Raw genomic sequence first — 17,947 nt, forward strand, 5'->3', positions numbered from 1 at the left:
CGGCTAAATGACTTCGAAGCCCAGTAAAGGAGAAACGCGTAACATTTTCGCAAAATTTATTGGCGCAGTTAACAGGCTTCTGATAATTTTCGGGACGTCTTCACAAATGGAAAGTTGTTTCGGGCTTATGCCGAAGTGAGAATGGATCTTGCAAAGAGATTTAAATTTAGCAATTTCATTTGTTGTTGGAGAATGTCGTGGTCGAAACTTTGCATCCTTACAGAGCCAACGCGCTTTTAGTGTCACTGCTTTTCCCAAAAGCACTCCTTGGCACTGTTGATGCATGTCTTCGTTTAAGTCAGAAACGCTGCACATTAGTTCCCATTAAAATTCTTTTTTCAGGCTGCTAAAAACTGCAGTCCGAGAGTGTTCGTCTGAAATTGCATTGTTAAGTCAAATTAAGCATTAGCCTGCCGTGTTTGAAAAAGGTATTACCACACTGCGTGAAATACTAATCAACAGGGCGAGCAAAAGGAGAGGGGTCTTCCTTAAAGGATCTCTGAAGATGAAAGACGATTAACAGTCTCAAACTTCAAAAGTTAGAAATGTAGTAGGGGATAGTCGTCTTATTCACAGCGACTAAATACATGCGGTTTTTCTATCGGGTAATTCGTTCCTGCCCGCGATTAACCAAAAGCCCAGCAAGGGTTTATCTTGCTCCATCGTGCGCAAGTTCATAATAAAAACTGGAGTTGAATATAAAATGACCAACATCACAAAGAAAACTATCCTCGCTGCCTGCGTATTAGCAGCATTGGGCGTGGCGACCGCGGGAAGCGCTTTTGCTGCTACCGTTCCAGCCGGTGTGCAACTGGCTGACAAACAAGAACTGGTTCGTAACAACGGTTCTGAAGTGCAATCCCTTGACCCACATAAAGTGGAAGGTGTGCCAGAGTCCAACGTTATCCGTGACCTGCTGGAAGGCCTGGTTAACACCTCTAACGCTGACGGCCACGTGATCCCAGGCGTAGCTGAAACTTGGGACAACAAAGACTTTAAAGTGTGGACTTTCCACCTGCGTAAAGACGCTAAATGGTCCAACGGCGACCCAGTGACTGCTGCGGACTTCGTTTATAGCTGGCAGCGCCTGGCTGACCCGAAAACTGCATCCCCATACGAAAGCTACCTGCAATATGGTCACATCGCTAATATCGATGACATCATTGCCGGTAAGAAAAGCCCTGACACTCTGGGCGTGAAGGCTATCGACGACCACACTCTGGAAGTGACTCTGACTGAGCCAGTTCCTTACTTCGTTAAAATGCTGTCTCACACCGCGATGAAGCCGGTAAACAAAAATGCTGTTGAGAAATTTGGCGACAAATGGACTCAGCCAGCAAACTACGTGAGCAACGGCGCTTATAAACTGAAAACCTGGACCGTCAACGAACGTATCGTTCTGGAACGTAACCCACAATATTGGGATAACAAAGACACTGTTATCAATCAGGTAACTTACCTGCCAATCTCTTCAGAAGTGACTGACGTTAACCGCTACCGCAGCGGCGAAATCGACATGACTTACAACAACATGCCGATCGAATTGTTCCAGAAACTGAAGAAAGAGATCCCAACTGAAGTCCATGTTGACCCATATCTGTGTACTTATTATTACGAAATCAACAACCAGAAAGCGCCATTCACCGACGAACGCGTTCGTGAAGCTCTGAAACTGGGTCTGGATCGCGACATCATTGTTGAGAAAGTTAAAGCACAGGGCGACCTGCCAGCTTACGGCTTCACCCCGCCATACACTGACGGCGCTGACGGCAAACTGACTCCTCCAGCCTGGTTCAAAGAAACTCAGGATCAACGTAATGCACAGGCGAAGAAACTGTTGGCAGAAGCCGGTTACACCGACGCTAAGCCATTGACCTTCAAACTGCTTTACAACACGTCTGACCTGCATAAGAAGCTGGCAATCGCCGCAGCGGCAATTTGGAAGAAAAACCTGGGCGTTAACGTTCAGCTGGAAAACCAAGAGTGGAAAACCTTCCTGGATACCCGTCATCAGGGTAACTTCGATGTTTCTCGTGCGGCATGGTGTTCTGACTACAACGAACCTTCATCCTTCCTGAATATGCTGTTGTCTAACAGCAGCAACAACACGGCTCACTATAAGAGCGCAGCCTTCGACAAAGCGATTGCTGACACTCTGACTGCCAAGACTGACGAAGAGCGCGCTTCTCTGTACCAGAAAGCTGAACAGCAACTGGACAAAGATTCCGCCATCGTGCCTGTTTATTACTACGTGAACGCCCGTCTGGTGAAACCATACGTGGGTGGTTACACCGGTAAAGATCCACAGGACAACGTCTACGTTAAAGATCTGTACATTATCAAACACTAATTAGTGTCTGGCAGGGCATCCCCGAGATGCCCTGCCTATTTTTGATAAAGGTATCGTTCTTGGCGCTGACCGTTTCAGCGCTGAAGCAGAGAGCCACCGTCGTAATATTTTTATTATTACGGCGATAAAGCCAAAACTATCAAGCTGTAGTGCAGGCTTAGAAACAGGTACGGGCAATGTTAAAGTTTATTTTACGCCGCTGTCTGGAAGCGATTCCGACGCTATTCATCTTAATTACCATCTCGTTTTTTATGATGCGTCTCGCACCGGGAAGTCCATTTTCAGGTGAGCGTAATCTTCCGCCAGAAGTTATGGCGAACATTGAGGCGAAATATCACCTCAATGATCCAATCTATAAGCAGTACTTCAACTATTTAGGGCAACTGGCGAAAGGTGATTTCGGCCCGTCGTTCAAATATAAAGACTATACCGTTAATGATCTGGTCGCCGCCTCTTTCCCGGTTTCCGCGAAATTGGGTCTGGCAGCTTTCATTATGGCGATTGTATTTGGTGTCTCTGCCGGTGTTATTGCCGCGCTTAATCAGAACACTAAATGGGATTACACGGTAATGGGGGTAGCCATGACCGGCGTTGTTATCCCGAGCTTTGTGGTGGCACCTTTATTGGTGCTGATCTTCGCCATTACCCTGAAGTGGTTACCGGGCGGCGGTTGGAACGGCGGTGGGATCAAATTTATGATCTTGCCAATGGTGGCTCTGTCACTGGCCTATATCGCCAGCATCGCGCGTATTACCCGCGGTTCAATGATTGAAGTCTTGCACTCCAACTTTATCCGTACAGCGCGTGCCAAAGGTTTACCGCTGCGCCGCATTATTATGCGCCACGCGTTGAAGCCTGCACTGTTGCCGGTACTGTCCTACATGGGACCTGCCTTCGTCGGTATCATCACCGGCTCAATGGTTATCGAAAGCATTTTCGGATTGCCGGGCATCGGCCAGCTGTTTGTTAACGGTGCACTTAACCGTGACTACTCGCTGGTTCTGAGTCTGACCATTTTGGTTGGCGCACTGACCATCTTGTTCAATGCGATCGTCGACGTGCTTTACGCCGTTATCGATCCAAAAATCCGTTATTAATGCTGGAGCTTATCAATGATGTTAAGTAAGAAAAACAGCGAAGCTCTGGAAAACTTCACCGAAAAGATGGAAGTTGAAGGCCGCAGCTTATGGCAGGACGCGCGTCGCCGTTTCATCAGCAACCGCGCGGCTGTCACCAGTCTTATCGTGTTGGCAGTGATTGCGTTATTCGTGACCTTCGCGCCAATGATTTCACAATTTGCCTACGCAGATACTGACTGGAATATGATGTCAGCTGCGCCGGACTTTGCTTCTCACCACTATTTCGGTACCGACTCCTCGGGCCGTGATTTGCTGGTACGCGTGGCCATCGGCGGGCGTATCTCTCTGATGGTGGGCGTGGCGGCAGCACTGGTCGCGGTTATTCTGGGCACCTTATATGGCACAGTTTCCGGCTACCTTGGTGGCAAAATTGACTCTGCGATGATGCGCTTCCTGGAGATCCTCAACTCCTTCCCATTCATGTTCTTCGTTATCCTGCTGGTGACCTTCTTCGGCCAAAACATTTTGCTGATTTTCGTCGCTATCGGCATGGTTTCATGGCTGGACATGGCGCGTATCGTGCGTGGACAGACCCTGAGCCTCAAGCGTAAAGAGTTTATCGAAGCGGCGCTGGTGAGCGGGGTGTCTACCCGCAACATCGTTCTGCGCCACATCGTGCCAAACGTACTGGGCGTGGTGGTGGTTTACGCCTCACTGCTGGTACCGAGCATGATCTTATTCGAATCCTTCCTCAGCTTCTTGGGATTGGGTACGCAAGAGCCGTTAAGCAGTTGGGGTGCGTTGCTGAGCGACGGCGCCAACTCTATGGAAGTTTCACCTTGGTTACTGCTGTTCCCGGCAGGCTTCCTGGTTGTAACTCTGTTCTGTTTCAATTTTATCGGCGATGGGCTGCGTGATGCCCTCGACCCGAAAGATCGTTAAGGAGTGCAATCATGAGCACCATTGAACATTCAACTTTCGCGTCACCGGCGTCCGTTGACGGCAAAGCGCCGCCAATCCTGCTTGATGTGAAAGACCTGCGCGTCACCTTCGGCACGCCAGACGGCGACGTGACGGCAGTTAACGACCTGAACTTTGACCTGCGTGCTGGTGAAACACTGGGCATCGTAGGGGAGTCCGGCTCGGGCAAATCCCAGACCGCGTTTGCGCTGATGGGACTGCTGGCCAGCAACGGCCGCATTGGCGGTTCGGCTAAATTTAATGGCCGTGAAATCTTGAACCTGCCGCCGCGCGAGCTTAACAAGCTGCGTGCCGAGCAGATTTCGATGATTTTCCAGGATCCAATGACCTCGCTGAACCCGTACATGCGCGTTGGCGAGCAGTTGATGGAAGTCCTAATGCTGCATAAGAATATGAGCCGTCGCGAAGCCTTCGACGAGTCAGTGCGCATGCTGGACGCGGTGAAAATGCCTGAAGCGCGCAAGCGCATGAAGATGTTCCCGCACGAGTTCTCTGGCGGTATGCGCCAGCGCGTGATGATTGCCATGGCGCTGCTGTGCCGACCAAAACTGCTGATCGCAGACGAACCGACTACCGCGCTGGACGTGACCGTTCAGGCGCAGATCATGACACTGCTGAATGAGCTGAAAAGCGAGTTCAACACCGCCATCATCATGATCACCCATGATCTGGGCGTGGTTGCCGGGATCTGTGACAAAGTGCTGGTGATGTACGCCGGGCGCACCATGGAATATGGTCAGGCGCGCGATGTGTTCTACCAGCCGTCTCATCCTTACTCTATCGGCCTGCTTAATGCCGTTCCTCGTTTGGATTCCGAGGGTGGCATGATGACTACCATTGCCGGTAACCCGCCAAACCTGCTGCGCTTGCCAAAAGGCTGCCCATTCCAGCCTCGCTGCCAGCACGCGATGGAAATCTGTAACACCGCACCTCCACTGGAGCGTTTCGGTGAAGGGCGTTTACGCGCCTGCTTTAAGCCGGTCGAGGAGTTGGTATGACAGATCACACAGTAATTCACAGCCCGTCCAAGCACGAAGCGCCACCAGACAAAAAAGTTCTGCTGGAAGTGGCGGATTTAAAAGTCCACTTTGATATCAAAGATGGTAAGCAGTGGTTCTGGCAGCCATCCAAAACCCTGAAAGCGGTGGATGGCGTGACGCTGCGCCTGTATGAAGGGGAAACTCTGGGTGTTGTGGGTGAGTCAGGCTGCGGCAAATCGACCTTCGCCCGCGCCATTATCGGTCTGGTGAAAGCCACTGACGGCAAAGTGGCCTGGTTGGGTAAAGACCTGCTGGGCATGTCTGCGGCGGAGTGGCAACACACCCGTAGCGACATTCAGATGATTTTCCAGGACCCGCTGGCATCGCTTAACCCGCGCATGACCATCGGCGAAATCATCGCCGAGCCGCTGAAAACCTATCACCCGAAAATGCCTCGCTCTCAGGTTAAAGAGAAAGTGAAGGCGATGATGCTGAAGGTTGGCCTGCTGCCAAACCTGATCAACCGTTATCCGCACGAGTTCTCCGGCGGCCAGTGTCAGCGTATTGGTATCGCCCGCGCGCTGATCCTCGAGCCGAAGCTGATTATCTGTGACGAGCCGGTTTCAGCCCTCGACGTGTCGATTCAGGCGCAGGTGGTGAACCTGCTGCAAGACTTGCAGCGTGAGATGGGCCTGTCGCTGATCTTCATCGCGCATGACCTAGCGGTGGTGAAACACATCTCTGACCGCGTACTGGTGATGTACCTCGGTCACGCCGTGGAGTTAGGGACATACGATGAGGTGTACCACAATCCTCAGCACCCTTACACCCGCGCATTGATGTCAGCCGTGCCGGTTCCAGACCCGGACAAAGAGCGCAATAAAGTGATTCAGCTGTTGGAAGGGGACTTACCGTCGCCAATCAACCCGCCGTCAGGCTGCGTGTTCCGCACCCGCTGCCCGATTGCTGGCCCAGAGTGCGCAGTAACTCGCCCACTGCTGGAAGGCAGCTTCCGCCACGCCGTCTCTTGCCTTAAAGTGGACCCGCTCTAAGCCACTGGAGTCACTCTTGAAGCATAAAAAAACCTGCCCATGGCAGGTTTTTTTTATCAAATCTATCCCCAAAATCATTCGACCTGAATCAAGGCGGCAACGGCATGAACTCTGGGAGCATACATCAGTATGTGACCGGGGTGAATGTCGGCGGCCAACGCCGAGTTAGGTTGAAGGATGCAGGGGGATTATTCTTTCCACAAAATATGGCACAGCTTGTGGTCTTTTTCGCGGCACAGCAGAACGCGCGCGAAAATATCATTAATCGGCTGATCTTCAGCGTCGGCCAGCCCGATAACCACTTCGGCGAAGAAGTCCGGGTTCAGGTCGAAATCGACGTGCTCAACCCAATCTTCGGCCGGGTCATACAGCTCGGCGCCGCCGCGCTCTTCAAATTGCAGATTGAAGATCAAGATATCCGCCGGATCGAGATTGTCGCCCGCCAGTTCCAGAAAAATGTCATAGGCTTGCTCAAGGGTTTCGTCTTCGGTCAGGCGGTTATTTAAATCCATAACGTTCCTATCAATAAATGGTGATCAGTAAAAGAGTGTCTCGGGCTATTAGAACATTCTCGCTGCGGCTTTTACAGCAGCGGGCTGAAAAAGTAGAACAGCCGTTCAATAATGCGATGCCAGAAGGGGCGTTTTAACCAGGCTTCGACGTCAAGCAAGTGCGAGCGGGCGATATAGTCGGCCTGCACCTGCGCCAAATCGTTGCCAAAGCCGTCATCATCAATCACCAGCGTGATTTCGAAGTTCAGCCACAGGCTGCGCATGTCGAGGTTCACGGTGCCCACCAGACTGAGTTGGCCGTCGACCAGAATGCTCTTGGTATGCAGCAAGCCATCTTCGAACTGGTAGATTTTCACGCCGGCTTCCAACAGCTCGTTGAAGAAGGCGCGGCTGGCCCAGCCGACCATCATCGAGTCGTTCTTCATCGGCATAACGATGCTGACGTCAACGCCGCGCTGGGCTGCGGTACAGATCGCATGCAGCAAATCGTCGCTCGGCACGAAATAAGGGGTAGTCATCACCAACTGCTCGCGCGCCGAATACGAGGCGGTGAGCAGCGCCTGATGGATCATATCCTCAGGGAAGCCCGGGCCGGAGGCGATGACCTGAATGGTGTGGCCGCTCTCTTGCTCAAACGGCATCTGATTGACGTCAGGCTCCGGCGGCAGAATGCGTTTACCGGTTTCGATTTCCCAGTCGCAGGAGTAGACGATACCCATGGTGGTGGCGACCGGGCCTTCCATACGCGCCATCAAATCGACCCACTGGCCCACGCCTGCGTCCTGTTTGAAATAGCGCGGATCGACCATGTTCATGCTGCCGGTATAAGCCACATAGTTGTCGATCAGCACCACTTTACGGTGCTGACGCAAATCCATGCGGCGCAAGAATACGCGCCACAGGCTGACTTTCAGCGCCTCGACCACTTCGATACCGGCGTTGCGCATCATGGCGGGATAAGGGCTGCGGAAGAAGGCGACACTGCCCGCGGAGTCGAGCATCAGGCGGCAGTGAATACCGCGACGCGAGGCCGCCATCAGGGATTCAGCCACCTGATCGACCAAACCGCCGGGTTGCCAGATATAGAACACCATCTCGATGTTATGCCGCGCCAGCTCAATATCGCGCATCATGGCGTGCAGGGTGTCGTCACTGGTGGTCAGCAGTTGCAGCTGGTTGCCTTTCACGCCCGCGATGCCCTGACGGCGTTCGCAAAGCTGAAACAGTGAGCTGGCTATCTCGCTATTTTCGGTGGCGAAAATGCGATGACAGCCTTTGAGATCATTCAGCCAGCGCGCGGTAGAAGGCCACATCGCCTTGGCGCGTTCTGCACGCCGTTTCCCAAGATGCAACTCCCCAAACGACAGGTAGGCGATAATGCCGACCAACGGAATAATATAAATGATCAGCAGCCATGCCATAGCCGAAGGCACCGCGCGGCGCTTCATTAAAATGCGCAGCGTCACGCCGGCAATCAGTAACCAGTAGCCAAAAATAAGAAGCCAGCTAATTACCGCATAAAAAGTTGTCATTGGGCGAAAAGTCCTGTTCGCAAGCCGTTGGGAGAGTGTACGCAGAGTCGGTGAAAGGGGAAACTTTTTAACGACTTTAAACCTTTCAATCAATCAGCTACCTCTGAAATCATTATCAGAAACCGTGAATTTCATCTGATTGTCATCAAGGGTAGCTGATAACTGACACATTAGGGTGAAACAGGGCTTGGATCACAATTTCATCGGCCTATAATGTGCACGCATTCTGCGTTTTAAAACGCAGGGAAAGTTGTCAACGGGAACAATGTGCATGAAACGTAGTAAGAATGAAGTAGGGCGCTGGCGCATGCTACGCCAGTCTCAGCGCCGCAGAAGCCGCTGGCTGGAAGGTCAATCAAGACGTTATCGCCACATCTACCGCATTCGGCAGATTCACCATCAGCAGCATCAACGTCTTTCTTTATATGCCGTTACTTATGAATGGCGCTCGTGATCACTGTGATTTCGGTTGAAATAAAGCACCGCATTTCGGGCAGACCAGCGTTGAATTCTTGCGCACTTTGGTGCTCATTTGTTCACTCACCGCTTTGCATTCCGGGCAGGTGACTTTAGTTTTCTGGCTAGAAAGAAACTTCAATCCGTCGAAGAATGACATAGTAGCTTACCTCTGGGGTAGGGAGAGGCAGTCTAACACAGCCACTGCTCGTACACTGTGATTGCTTTAGCGTCTGTGACATATCCCTGAGTACAAGCAAAAAAAGAGGCCACCTGAGTGGCCTTTATTATTTCAAGCGCGGTGTTTAGAAAACGCGCTTAAACGGCTTCACGGTCACGCTTTTATAAACGCCGGCGGCAACGTAAGGGTCAGCATCTGCCCAGGTCTGAGCATCTTTCAGGGTTTCAAATTCAATGATAACCACTGAACCAGTCATGCCTGCCGCGCCCGGATCTGCACTGTCAATTGCAGGCGTTGGGCCAGCGACGATCACGCGGCCTTCATCATGGAGCTTTTGCAAACGTTCGACGTGTGCAGGACGCGCAGCGGCACGTTTTTCCAAAGAGTCGGGTACATCTTCAGAATAAATTACATAGAGCATGCATCACCTTTAAAATCATTAGCTTTAACAGGGAATAACGCGAAATGCCTGTCATCACGGCAGGTGTTAACACCATAGCGAAACCCGTAGTCGCTGGAAAGTGCTTTGCGTTGGATCAATTCAGCTTTGATTTGAGAATAGTTGTCATTGCGGTGTTGAATATGATTGCTATTTGCATTTAAACTTGCGGCTTCACGGGGAAACAGACTCATTATGCCGCTAAAAAAGTTTAGATTTGTTCGCAAGGTCACACTGCCACTGGTATTTTCTGTCGCCTTCCACAGCGCGGTTATTGGCGCCTTGCTTTATGTCACCATGAAGGACGCCGTGACACTGCCCAAACAAGAGCAGCAGGTCATGAGCGTGACCATGGTGAACCCAGCGGATTTCGCTCCGCCGCCGAAACCACAGGTGCAACCGGAGCCAGAGCCAGAGCCAGAACCCGAGCCAGAAGTGAAGCCGGAACCGCCACCGCCGCCAGAGGCCGTCGCGCTTCCTGAGCCGAAGCCAAAACCTAAGCCGGTCAAAAAGCCGGTTGAGAAGCCGAAGCCGAAAGTGAAACCTGTTGAGAAGCCGGTACAAAAGGTTGAGAAGCCGAAAGTCACCGATGACGCGTCGCCGTTCAACAACAGCAAGCCGGACGTCAAGCCTGCGGCCCAGCCGCCAGCGCAGTCTACGCCAAGTGCCAGCAGCGGGCCGCGCCCGTTAGATCGCTCTAAGCCACAGTATCCGGCCCGAGCCTTCGCGTTGCAGATAGAAGGGCGTGTGCGGGTGCAGTTTGACGTGGACAGTGACGGTCGGGTAGATAACATCCGCATTCTGTCCGCCGAGCCGCGCAATATGTTTGAACGCGAGGTGAAACAGGCGATGCGTAAATGGCGCTATGAGCCGAAAGCCGCCAACAATCTGGTAGTCAACTTGGTGTTTAAAATCAACGGCGGATCCACCGTCGAGTAACATCGCCGCCAAGTAAAAAAACAAAAAGGTCGCCTCTTAGGGCGACCTTTTTGTTTATGGCGCGGCTTGAACCGGCGGCTTAGTCCTGCGAAACGCCGTCAGAGTCTACGCTGAAGTTGCTTCTGCCATCTGGCAGTTTGCGTGACTTGCCTTCATCATCCACGGCCACGTAGGTAAACACGGCCTCGGTAGCGCGATAGCGCTGACCAATAGGCTCAGAAGAGACCTTCTTCACCCACACTTCCACATTGATGGTAATCGAACTGTTACCGGTTCGAATACAGCGTGCGTAACAACATACAACATCACCTACAGCAACGGGCTTCAGAAACGTCATGCCGTCAACACGAACAGTCACCACGCGGCCTTTAGCGATTTCCTTCGCCTGGATCGCGCCGCCCATGTCCATTTGTGACATCAGCCATCCGCCAAAAATATCACCGTTAGCATTGGTATCCGCTGGCATAGCCAGTGTACGCAACACCATTTCACCATTAGGTAAGCTATGTTTTTCGTTCATTGAGTTGCTTCACACTGAATTAATCAAAATTAAGGTCTTTCAAGAAGAAAGACCCATGCAGGAGAATGCTTATTTTTTTTCTTCGTCCGGCATATGCCGGTAAATGTAGACCCCACTCAGCAGGGTAAAGACCAGCGTGAGCACGGTCAGGCCGAACACTTTGAAGTTAACCCATACTTCTTGCGGTAACCAGAACGCAACGTAAATATTTGCTAATCCGCACAGCAGGAAGAAGATTGCCCAGCTGACGTTCAGCTTGTTCCAGACGTGATCCGGCAGGGTCAGTTCTTTGCCCAGCATGCGCTGAATCAGCGGCTTTTTCAGGATCAGCTGGCTGACCAGCAGTGCGCCGGAGAACAGCACGTAAATCACCGTCACTTTCCATTTAATGAATTCGTCATTATGGAAGACCAGCGTCAGGGTGCCGAAAATGGCCACCATGGCGAAGGTGATCAGCGTCATTTTCTCCACTTTACGGTATTTAATCCACGTGAAAATCAGCGCGAGGGCGGTGGCGACAATCAGCGCACCTGACGCGTAATAAATGTCGTAAAGCTTATAAAAAACAAAAAAGACCACCAAGGGAAGAAAATCGAGGAGCTGCTTCATACTTCATTCCATAGCTAATGTAGGGTTTGACTATACCGGAATCATTTCTTCGACAAAAGAAAAGGGCGCCAGAGCACCCTTTTGTCATCGCCGAGATTAGGCACGCAATTTGGAGTACAGACGGAACAAGTAGATCAGCAGGAAAGCTGAAATCAGGTTGCTCAACGTACTTAACACGATGGTCGCCGCCATGGTTGGCAGGGCGCTCAGATGGCTCACCGCCAGCAACACCAGCATCTTGGCAGCCAGCCAGAACATAATCGCTGGCAGCACCAGACGCGCATTGCTAAAGGCCAGCTTGCTGCTGACTTTAATCGACTTAAACACGCCCATTCTTTCGACACTGCTAATCACCGGCGACAGCGAAACCGCCACCGCCACCAGCACGCCCGGCACCACGAACAGGGTGATACCCAACTGCACCAGCAGAGTACAAAGCAGCATCAGGCCCAGCAGGCGAGGCAGGATTGGCGCGGAAGCACCAATTGAGCGCAGGGCGCTGGTGCGCATCCCGCTGGACACCATCTGAATCAGCGTCAGCATTCCGCCCACTAACAACACGTTGCCGACCAGCGCGGAGAAGGTGGCCGCACCGGAGACTTTCAACAGCACCATCTGCTGTTCAGGCGACATGTTCTGAATAAGTTCCTGAAGGCTCATGCCTGCGGTACCGGACAAATCATCGCTGTTAGCACTCAGCAGGCTGAGCTGTTCAGCGCTTGGAGTGAAAATCTGATTCAAAATGACGGTGATCAGCGCGGTCAGTAACGCCAACAGCAGGATGCTGGTGAACTGATTACGCAGGAAATTGAAACTGTCACGGTACAAGGTATTGGCCGCGATAGGCATGAACGCTCCTTGGCAAAATAATCAAAAGACAATCAGGCGGGGATTGTACCCTGTAATGTGAACAGGTGGCACCCCGCCATAGGTTATCTCACTGATTTCTTATCAATCGACGTGATAGCTAACCGGATCCGGCATGATGGCTGCGGCCACCAGTGACAGAGGGATCTCCATCTCCAACGGCGGTAAACCATATTTGGCCCGCGCGCGATCACAGGATTCGTTACCCACGCCGTTCAAACCCGATTGGTCGAACTCACGACAGGGCGTCGGGCGATTGAGGTAAATAGAACAGGAAACGGATTGGCCAATCTCACCCTCCAGCGCCACGCAGCGCGGAGATTTACTGTTGGTGCCTTGCATACAACTTAGAAAGGGGGTGACTTGCTCAGTTAAAGCCTGGGGGACCACGCCACCGGCTTCTTCAGATTCAGCCCAATAAAAGGAAACGCGGAAGTAAGCGCAGCATGCGCCACAGGATACACAGGGATTGTTAATTTCGCTCATCTTGGACGCCACCGACTCCTCACGGCACTGACCCAAAACCAACCTAGGAGCAAGCAAATTACTCAGGCCATTTTTTTTAAGCAATAGATATTTATCAAGGTTGAGAGGTAGCAAGTGAAGGGGTTATTTTGATCTAGATCAATTCCTTGTTTTTTAAAGGTTTAGAATGAATTGCGAGGGATGCATTTTCTAAATAAATCATTTAAAGATGTGACCCGACACGGATCAATTCCTAACCCAGAGTAGGTATATTCGTGCAGGTGATAAATCCACATAAAGGGAATGGATATGAAAGCAGCATCTTGGGTTCTTCTCGCGGCGGCAGTTCTGCCGTCAATCGCCAGTGCAAATCAGGCTGGAGATATCATTTTCCGCGTTGGTACCGCAACGGTACGGCCGACCGAAGGGTCAGACAACGTAATGGGTCTGGGATCGTTCAACATTGATAACAATACTCAGATGGGGTTAACGCTGGGGTATATGTTTACCGACAATATTGGCGTGGAGTTACTGGGCGCCACGCCTTTCAAGCATAAAGTCGGTTTAAACAGCACTGGCACCATTGCTGAAGTGAAACAGCTACCGCCTTCATTAATGGCGCAATACTACTTTGGCGACCGTCAGGATAAATTGCGTCCTTATGTCGGTCTGGGTGTCAACTACACCACCTTCTATGATGCTGATTTCAACCAAACCGGGCGCGATGCCGGCTTGTCAGATTTGAGCGTTAAAGACTCGTGGGGCGTGGCGACGCAGGTCGGAATGGATTATAACCTGAACGACAACTGGCTGCTGAACATGTCGGTCTGGTGGATGGACATCGACACTGACATCAAATTCAAAGCAGCAGGGGAAGATCAGTCAATCCATACGCGCATCGACCCTTGGGTATTTATGTTCGCCGCGGGTTATCGTTTCTGATCCATCCGTCTGGTGTAAATATCCAAAAAAAGAGGCGCTCTCAGCGCCTCTATGATGTTTGACGTTGTGCATCAAAACTTGGGTTATTTCACCCGCGTATCATTTTCAATTGATTTCACACCCGCCACGCCACGCGTCACTTCCACTGCGCGATTCGCCTCGGCCGTTGAGGTCACAAAGCCACTCAACTGTACGCGGCCTTTGAAGGTTTCCACGCTAATTTCACGCGATTTAATGTTTTTGTCGGCCAACAGTGCAGACTTAACTTTGGTGGTCACCACGGTGTCGTCGATATAGCCGCCGGTCCCTTCAGATTTCTGGGTAGGAGCACAGGCCGCAACGGACATCACTACCACCGCTGCCATGCAAAATGCTGACAAAGTCTTGAATAGCTTCATAAAATAACTCTCCATGCTAGGTTTGAAACTCACCATTTATCATTCATAACGCGCACTTCCCGCGCGGTCACTCAAACAGAACGGATCCTGCGGGTAGTATGATTGTGGTGTAAGGTCGCCGGATATACAAACTCATCAAGATAAAAAAAGCACGTTCCGTCTCATTTTACTTATAAAGAAACAAGGCCTTATCCGCGCAAACAGATAAGGCCTTGGGCTTTAAAGCGTGGGAATGACTTAAGCGCGAGTCGCGGCTTTCATCTCACTGGTGAAGCGCGAGAGCTGGGCCAGCATTTCGGACGGCTGGTGGAGATTGTTTTCGATGATGCGCACGGTAGCCGAGCCGGAGATAGCGCCTGCTGCACCAGCGGCCAGCGTCTCTTTGACCTGAGAAGGTTCAGAGATACCGAAGCCCTGCAGTGGCGGAGCCGCGTTGTATTCACGCAGCTTATCGACCAAGTGGTTCAATGGCAGCAGGGCGCGTTTCTCAGTCCCTGTCACCCCTGCGCGTGACAGCAGGTAGGTGTAACCCCGGCTGTGGGAAGAGATTTCGCGCAACAGGTCATCTGAGGCGTTCGGCGGGCAGATGTAGATTGGCGCGATGCCGTGGCGCATGGCTGCGGCACGGAATGGCGCTGACTCTTCAAACGGCACGTCGGCGACCAGCACGGAGTCCACGCCCACTTCGGCGCAGCGCTGATAGAAAGTATCAATGCCGTTGTGGAACACCAGATTGGCGTACATCAGCAGGCCAATGGGGATATCCGGGTGCTTCTCGCGGATGCGTTGCAGCATGCCAAAGCACTGGGTCGGCGTCACACCGGCGGCAAAAGCGCGCAGATTAGCGCCCTGAATGGTCGGGCCGTCGGCCAGTGGATCAGAGAAGGGAATACCCAACTCTAAGGCGTCGGCACCGGCTTCAATCAGCGTATCAATGATAGACAGCGACAGCTCTACGCCCGGATCGCCCAGCGTCACGAAGGGAACGAAAGCGCCTTCTTTTTTGCTTTCCAGACGCTTAAATAATTGTTGATAACGTTCCATTAGATTTCTCCCCGCGCGGACAGGATGTCGTGGACGGTAAAGATGTCTTTATCACCACGGCCAGACAGGTTAACCACCAGAATTTGCTCTTTCTGCGGCGTCTCTTTAATCAGTTTCAGGGCATAAGCCAGTGCGTGAGAGGACTCAAGCGCCGGGATGATGCCTTCGCTGCGCGACAGCGCTTTGAACGCGTCCAGAGCTTCATCATCAGTGATTGACACATAGTCGGCACGGCCAATGCTGTTCAGGAAGGCGTGCTGTGGGCCGACGGAGGGGAAGTCCAGACCGGCGGAAATCGAGTAAGACTCTTCGATTTGGCCTTCTGAAGTCTGCATCATCGGGGCTTTCATGCCGAAATAGATCCCCACGTGGCCGTGTTTCAGCGGCGCGCCGTGCTGCCCGGTTTCAATCCCGAGGCCCGCTGGTTCAACGCCAATCAGCTTAACGGTGGTTTCATCGATAAAGTCGGCGAACATGCCGATAGCGTTGGAACCGCCGCCCACGCAGGCAATGACCGCGTCTGGCAGGCGACCTTCGCGCTCAAGCATCTGCGCCTTGGTTTCTTCGCCAATCATGCGTTGGAATTCACGCACGATGGTTGGGTAAGGGTGCGGCCCTGCCGCCGTGCCGAGCATGTAGTGCGCGGTTTCATAGCTGCCAGACCAGTCGCGCAGTGCCTCGTTACAGGCATCTTTCAGCGTGGAGGAGCCGCTGTGTACTGGAATGACTTCCGCGCCCATTAAACGCATACGGAACACGTTTGGTGACTGGCGCTCAATGTCTTTGGCGCCCATGTAGATGCGGCATTTTAGGCCGAGCAGGGCACAGGCCAGTGCTGAAGCCACGCCGTGTTGACCCGCGCCGGTTTCGGCGATGATCTCAGTTTTGCCCATGCGCTTCGCCAGCAGAGCCTGACCCAGCACTTGGTTGGTTTTGTGCGCGCCGCCGTGCAGCAAATCTTCACGCTTGAGATACAGCTTGGTCTTGGTACCGGCGGTCAGATTTTTGCACAACGTCAGGGCCGTCGGACGACCCGCGTAGTTCTTCAGCAGGTCGATAAACTCGGCCTGAAACTCCGGGTCACGCTGGGCGCTGACGAAGGCCTCTTCTAATTGGGTAAGAGCGGGCATCAAAATCTGCGGAACGTACATACCGCCGAATTCGCCGAAGTAGGGATTTAGTAAAGTCATGTTATTCCATCCTGTCTGTCAATTTTTTCATCGTCACGGGGAGATTAATAAGCCCGTAACGTCTGGAATACCGCAGTGATCTTGTCAGCATCTTTGATGCCCGGCTCGCGTTCGACGCCGGAATTAAAATCCAGCCCCGCGCAGCCTAGCTGGGCGGCTTCAACGCAGTTATCTGCGCCTAGCCCACCGGCTAATAAAACGTTGCTCAGGTCTTGTCCGACCAGCTTGCTCCAGTCAAAACGCTGGCCCGTGCCGCCTTTGCCGTTGTCGAGCACATAGCGGTCGACCTGATTCAGTTCGCGCGCTGGCATGCTCTCTTTGACGCTCAGCGCTTTCCAAATCTGGCACTCTGCCGGAAGAAGCGGGCGCAGGCTGTCGATGTAGCTTTGATCTTCGCTGCCGTGCAGTTGAACGGCGGCGAGCTGTAAGTTTTTAGCGATGTCGGCCACGCTGTCTGGCGCGTGGTCGCGGAACACGCCGACGTATTTCAGCGGCGCGCCGGCCTGCACGTCGAGGGCTTTATCGAGCGTGACGTAGCGCGGAGAGGCTTCGACGAAGATCAATCCGCCGTAAATGGCTCCCGCCTGATGGGCGACCGAGGCGTCCTGCGGACGAGTCAGGCCACAGACCTTATTATCGCCTAAGGTGACGCGGCGCACTGCGGCGCTCAGGTCAGGTTCGGACATCAGGGCGCTGCCAATCAGAAAACCATTGGCGAAGCGGCTCAGTTCGCGGATTTGACCATAGGTGTTAATGCCTGATTCGCTGATCACCGTCACGCCGTGCGGCACGCGCGGTGCCAGCTGGCGAGTGCGGTCGAGGTCAATCGACAGGTCGCGCAGGTCACGGTTATTAATGCCCACCACGCGCGCTTTCAGCTGCACGGCGCGGTCTAACTCATCTTCATTACTGGCTTCGGTCAAAATACCCAGCTTCAGGCTGTGCGCCACGGCGGCCAGCTGGACATACTGTTCGTCGCTGAGCACCGACAGCATCAGCAAAATGGCATCCGCCTGATAATGGCGAGCCAGATAAATTTGATAAGGGTCGATGATGAAGTCTTTGCACAACACCGGCTGCGTCACGGCGTTGCTCACCAGCGGCAGGAAATCAAAGCTGCCCTGAAAATACTTCTCATCGGTTAACACCGAGATGGCGGACGCGTGCTCTTTATAGACGCCGGCAATCTCTACCGGGTCAAAGTTCTCGCGAATGGTGCCCTTGGAAGGGGACGCCTTTTTGCACTCAAGGATGAACGCGGTTCGTGCTCCTTGCAGTGCGTCGTAAAAGTTGCGCTCGCTGGGCTTTATCTCGTTTTGAAAACTCGCCAGAGGTTGCTGTTCTTTACGTGCTGCAACCCAAATTGCTTTATCAGCAACAATCTTGTTAAGCACGGTTTCCTTCTGCATGA

General features: G+C 52.6%; 21 protein-coding genes. 8 read left to right on the forward strand and 13 right to left on the reverse strand.

Annotated elements, in window-relative coordinates; all coding sequences use genetic code 11:
- The first annotated feature begins 703 nt into the window (after positions 1–703).
- The 5 genes from oppA (at position 704) to oppF (ending at position 6,442) form a co-directional block, all read left to right on the forward strand.
- Positions 704–2,350, forward strand: coding sequence for an oligopeptide ABC transporter substrate-binding protein OppA (oppA, locus tag ACT3RR_RS07410; protein ID WP_496200021.1), 1,647 nt, complete (start codon positions 704–706; stop codon positions 2,348–2,350).
- A 176-nt stretch (positions 2,351–2,526) separates the two neighbouring features.
- Entirely contained in the window at positions 2,527–3,447 is a 921-nt protein-coding gene (gene oppB, locus ACT3RR_RS07415; protein ID WP_353502369.1) for an oligopeptide ABC transporter permease OppB, read from the forward strand.
- A 15-nt stretch (positions 3,448–3,462) separates the two neighbouring features.
- The gene (gene oppC, locus ACT3RR_RS07420; protein WP_034791020.1) at positions 3,463–4,371 is read left to right on the forward strand and encodes an oligopeptide ABC transporter permease OppC; all 909 of its coding nucleotides are present in this window, start codon (positions 3,463–3,465) and stop codon (positions 4,369–4,371) included.
- An 11-nt stretch (positions 4,372–4,382) separates the two neighbouring features.
- A complete protein-coding gene (locus tag ACT3RR_RS07425; RefSeq protein ID WP_353502368.1) occupies positions 4,383–5,408 on the forward strand; it encodes an ABC transporter ATP-binding protein in 1,026 nt (341 codons plus the stop codon).
- The gene (gene oppF, locus ACT3RR_RS07430; RefSeq protein ID WP_051899470.1) at positions 5,405–6,442 is read left to right on the forward strand and encodes a murein tripeptide/oligopeptide ABC transporter ATP binding protein OppF; all 1,038 of its coding nucleotides are present in this window, start codon (positions 5,405–5,407) and stop codon (positions 6,440–6,442) included. Before ACT3RR_RS07425 ends, oppF begins: the two co-directional genes overlap by 4 nt.
- A gap of 188 nt (positions 6,443–6,630) precedes the next feature.
- Here oppF and ACT3RR_RS07435 read toward each other — a convergent pair whose 3' ends face one another.
- Together ACT3RR_RS07435 and cls are read right to left on the reverse strand one after the other, a co-directional pair.
- Positions 6,631–6,954, reverse strand: coding sequence for an HI1450 family dsDNA-mimic protein (locus tag ACT3RR_RS07435; RefSeq protein WP_013575941.1), 324 nt, complete (start codon positions 6,952–6,954; stop codon positions 6,631–6,633).
- A 71-nt stretch (positions 6,955–7,025) separates the two neighbouring features.
- Positions 7,026–8,486 (reverse strand): cardiolipin synthase, encoded by a 1,461-nt coding sequence (gene cls, locus ACT3RR_RS07440; RefSeq protein WP_034791010.1) that lies wholly within the window; start codon positions 8,484–8,486, stop codon positions 7,026–7,028.
- 271 nt (positions 8,487–8,757) lie between these two features.
- Between cls and ACT3RR_RS07445 the strand changes: the two genes are divergently transcribed.
- The gene (locus tag ACT3RR_RS07445; RefSeq protein WP_072009887.1) at positions 8,758–8,940 is read left to right on the forward strand and encodes a YciY family protein; all 183 of its coding nucleotides are present in this window, start codon (positions 8,758–8,760) and stop codon (positions 8,938–8,940) included.
- On the opposite strand, the gene ACT3RR_RS07450 is transcribed toward ACT3RR_RS07445, so the two are convergent.
- The 3 genes from ACT3RR_RS07450 to ACT3RR_RS07460 form a co-directional block, all read right to left on the reverse strand.
- Complete coding sequence (locus tag ACT3RR_RS07450) at positions 8,941–9,102, reverse strand: YnfU family zinc-binding protein (protein WP_218586968.1); 162 nt, start codon at positions 9,100–9,102, stop codon at positions 8,941–8,943.
- Positions 9,103–9,247: 145 nt separating this feature from the next.
- On the reverse strand, positions 9,248–9,544 hold the full coding sequence (locus ACT3RR_RS07455) for a YciI family protein (protein WP_353502366.1): 297 nt from the start codon (positions 9,542–9,544) through the stop codon (positions 9,248–9,250).
- Positions 9,532–9,756 carry a hypothetical protein gene (locus ACT3RR_RS07460; RefSeq protein ID WP_353502365.1) on the reverse strand — a complete coding sequence of 75 codons (225 nt, stop codon included), beginning with the start codon at positions 9,754–9,756 and terminating at the stop codon, positions 9,532–9,534. The genes ACT3RR_RS07455 and ACT3RR_RS07460 overlap by 13 nt, the downstream gene beginning before the upstream one ends.
- Before the next feature lies 1 nt (position 9,757).
- Between ACT3RR_RS07460 and ACT3RR_RS07465 the strand changes: the two genes are divergently transcribed.
- The gene (locus ACT3RR_RS07465; RefSeq protein WP_496200022.1) at positions 9,758–10,501 is read left to right on the forward strand and encodes an energy transducer TonB; all 744 of its coding nucleotides are present in this window, start codon (positions 9,758–9,760) and stop codon (positions 10,499–10,501) included.
- Positions 10,502–10,580: 79 nt separating this feature from the next.
- Here the strand turns inward: ACT3RR_RS07465 and yciA are convergent, their stop codons facing one another.
- The 4 genes from yciA to ACT3RR_RS07485 form a co-directional block, all read right to left on the reverse strand.
- The gene (gene yciA, locus ACT3RR_RS07470; RefSeq protein WP_034791002.1) at positions 10,581–11,021 is read right to left on the reverse strand and encodes an acyl-CoA thioester hydrolase YciA; all 441 of its coding nucleotides are present in this window, start codon (positions 11,019–11,021) and stop codon (positions 10,581–10,583) included.
- Positions 11,022–11,090: 69 nt separating this feature from the next.
- Positions 11,091–11,630: a septation protein A gene (locus ACT3RR_RS07475; RefSeq protein ID WP_100937215.1), complete on the reverse strand. Its 540-nt coding sequence runs from the start codon at positions 11,628–11,630 to the stop codon at positions 11,091–11,093.
- A gap of 96 nt (positions 11,631–11,726) precedes the next feature.
- Positions 11,727–12,479, reverse strand: coding sequence for a YciC family protein (locus tag ACT3RR_RS07480; protein WP_396130475.1), 753 nt, complete (start codon positions 12,477–12,479; stop codon positions 11,727–11,729).
- Positions 12,480–12,581: 102 nt separating this feature from the next.
- Positions 12,582–12,983: a YkgJ family cysteine cluster protein gene (locus ACT3RR_RS07485; protein WP_396130476.1), complete on the reverse strand. Its 402-nt coding sequence runs from the start codon at positions 12,981–12,983 to the stop codon at positions 12,582–12,584.
- A gap of 288 nt (positions 12,984–13,271) precedes the next feature.
- On the opposite strand from ACT3RR_RS07485, the gene ompW reads away from it, so the two are divergent.
- Entirely contained in the window at positions 13,272–13,904 is a 633-nt protein-coding gene (gene ompW, locus ACT3RR_RS07490) for an outer membrane protein OmpW (protein ID WP_353502361.1), read from the forward strand.
- An 83-nt stretch (positions 13,905–13,987) separates the two neighbouring features.
- On the opposite strand, the gene ACT3RR_RS07495 is transcribed toward ompW, so the two are convergent.
- From ACT3RR_RS07495 to trpCF, 4 genes are all read right to left on the reverse strand, one after another.
- Positions 13,988–14,302 carry a BON domain-containing protein gene (locus tag ACT3RR_RS07495; protein ID WP_034790995.1) on the reverse strand — a complete coding sequence of 105 codons (315 nt, stop codon included), beginning with the start codon at positions 14,300–14,302 and terminating at the stop codon, positions 13,988–13,990.
- Between the two features lie 237 nt (positions 14,303–14,539).
- Positions 14,540–15,346 (reverse strand): tryptophan synthase subunit alpha, encoded by an 807-nt coding sequence (trpA, locus tag ACT3RR_RS07500; protein WP_496200023.1) that lies wholly within the window; start codon positions 15,344–15,346, stop codon positions 14,540–14,542.
- Positions 15,346–16,536: a tryptophan synthase subunit beta gene (gene trpB / locus ACT3RR_RS07505; RefSeq protein WP_353502359.1), complete on the reverse strand. Its 1,191-nt coding sequence runs from the start codon at positions 16,534–16,536 to the stop codon at positions 15,346–15,348. The genes trpA and trpB overlap by 1 nt, the downstream gene beginning before the upstream one ends.
- 44 nt (positions 16,537–16,580) lie before the next feature.
- Entirely contained in the window at positions 16,581–17,945 is a 1,365-nt protein-coding gene (gene trpCF / locus ACT3RR_RS07510) for a bifunctional indole-3-glycerol-phosphate synthase TrpC/phosphoribosylanthranilate isomerase TrpF (protein ID WP_496200024.1), read from the reverse strand.
- Between the last annotated feature and the right edge of the window lie 2 nt (positions 17,946–17,947).

It is taken from the genome of Ewingella sp. AOP8-B2-18 (genome assembly GCF_052376015.1).
Taxonomy (GTDB): domain Bacteria; phylum Pseudomonadota; class Gammaproteobacteria; order Enterobacterales; family Enterobacteriaceae; genus Ewingella; species Ewingella allii.

Bases quoted from the DNA above. Each gene is read 5' to 3' on its own strand.
- oppC (WP_034791020.1), top strand. From the start codon at position 3,463: ATGATGTTAAGTAAGAAAAACAGCGAAGCTCTGGAAAACTTCACCGAA.
- ompW (WP_353502361.1), top strand. From the start codon at position 13,272: ATGAAAGCAGCATCTTGGGTTCTTCTCGCGGCGGCAGTTCTGCCGTCA.
- ACT3RR_RS07480 (WP_396130475.1), bottom strand. From the start codon at position 12,479: ATGCCTATCGCGGCCAATACCTTGTACCGTGACAGTTTCAATTTCCTG.
- ACT3RR_RS07425 (WP_353502368.1), top strand. From the start codon at position 4,383: ATGAGCACCATTGAACATTCAACTTTCGCGTCACCGGCGTCCGTTGAC.
- oppB (WP_353502369.1), top strand. From the start codon at position 2,527: ATGTTAAAGTTTATTTTACGCCGCTGTCTGGAAGCGATTCCGACGCTA.
- ACT3RR_RS07450 (WP_218586968.1), bottom strand. From the start codon at position 9,102: ATGTCATTCTTCGACGGATTGAAGTTTCTTTCTAGCCAGAAAACTAAA.
- ACT3RR_RS07475 (WP_100937215.1), bottom strand. From the start codon at position 11,630: ATGAAGCAGCTCCTCGATTTTCTTCCCTTGGTGGTCTTTTTTGTTTTT.
- ACT3RR_RS07465 (WP_496200022.1), top strand. From the start codon at position 9,758: ATGCCGCTAAAAAAGTTTAGATTTGTTCGCAAGGTCACACTGCCACTG.
- trpA (WP_496200023.1), bottom strand. From the start codon at position 15,346: ATGGAACGTTATCAACAATTATTTAAGCGTCTGGAAAGCAAAAAAGAA.
- ACT3RR_RS07460 (WP_353502365.1), bottom strand. From the start codon at position 9,756: ATGAGTCTGTTTCCCCGTGAAGCCGCAAGTTTAAATGCAAATAGCAAT.
- trpCF (WP_496200024.1), bottom strand. From the start codon at position 17,945: ATGCAGAAGGAAACCGTGCTTAACAAGATTGTTGCTGATAAAGCAATT.
- ACT3RR_RS07455 (WP_353502366.1), bottom strand. From the start codon at position 9,544: ATGCTCTATGTAATTTATTCTGAAGATGTACCCGACTCTTTGGAAAAA.
- ACT3RR_RS07495 (WP_034790995.1), bottom strand. From the start codon at position 14,302: ATGAAGCTATTCAAGACTTTGTCAGCATTTTGCATGGCAGCGGTGGTA.
- ACT3RR_RS07445 (WP_072009887.1), top strand. From the start codon at position 8,758: ATGAAACGTAGTAAGAATGAAGTAGGGCGCTGGCGCATGCTACGCCAG.
- yciA (WP_034791002.1), bottom strand. From the start codon at position 11,021: ATGAACGAAAAACATAGCTTACCTAATGGTGAAATGGTGTTGCGTACA.
- trpB (WP_353502359.1), bottom strand. From the start codon at position 16,536: ATGACTTTACTAAATCCCTACTTCGGCGAATTCGGCGGTATGTACGTT.
- oppA (WP_496200021.1), top strand. From the start codon at position 704: ATGACCAACATCACAAAGAAAACTATCCTCGCTGCCTGCGTATTAGCA.
- ACT3RR_RS07435 (WP_013575941.1), bottom strand. From the start codon at position 6,954: ATGGATTTAAATAACCGCCTGACCGAAGACGAAACCCTTGAGCAAGCC.
- cls (WP_034791010.1), bottom strand. From the start codon at position 8,486: ATGACAACTTTTTATGCGGTAATTAGCTGGCTTCTTATTTTTGGCTAC.
- oppF (WP_051899470.1), top strand. From the start codon at position 5,405: ATGACAGATCACACAGTAATTCACAGCCCGTCCAAGCACGAAGCGCCA.
- ACT3RR_RS07485 (WP_396130476.1), bottom strand. From the start codon at position 12,983: ATGAGCGAAATTAACAATCCCTGTGTATCCTGTGGCGCATGCTGCGCT.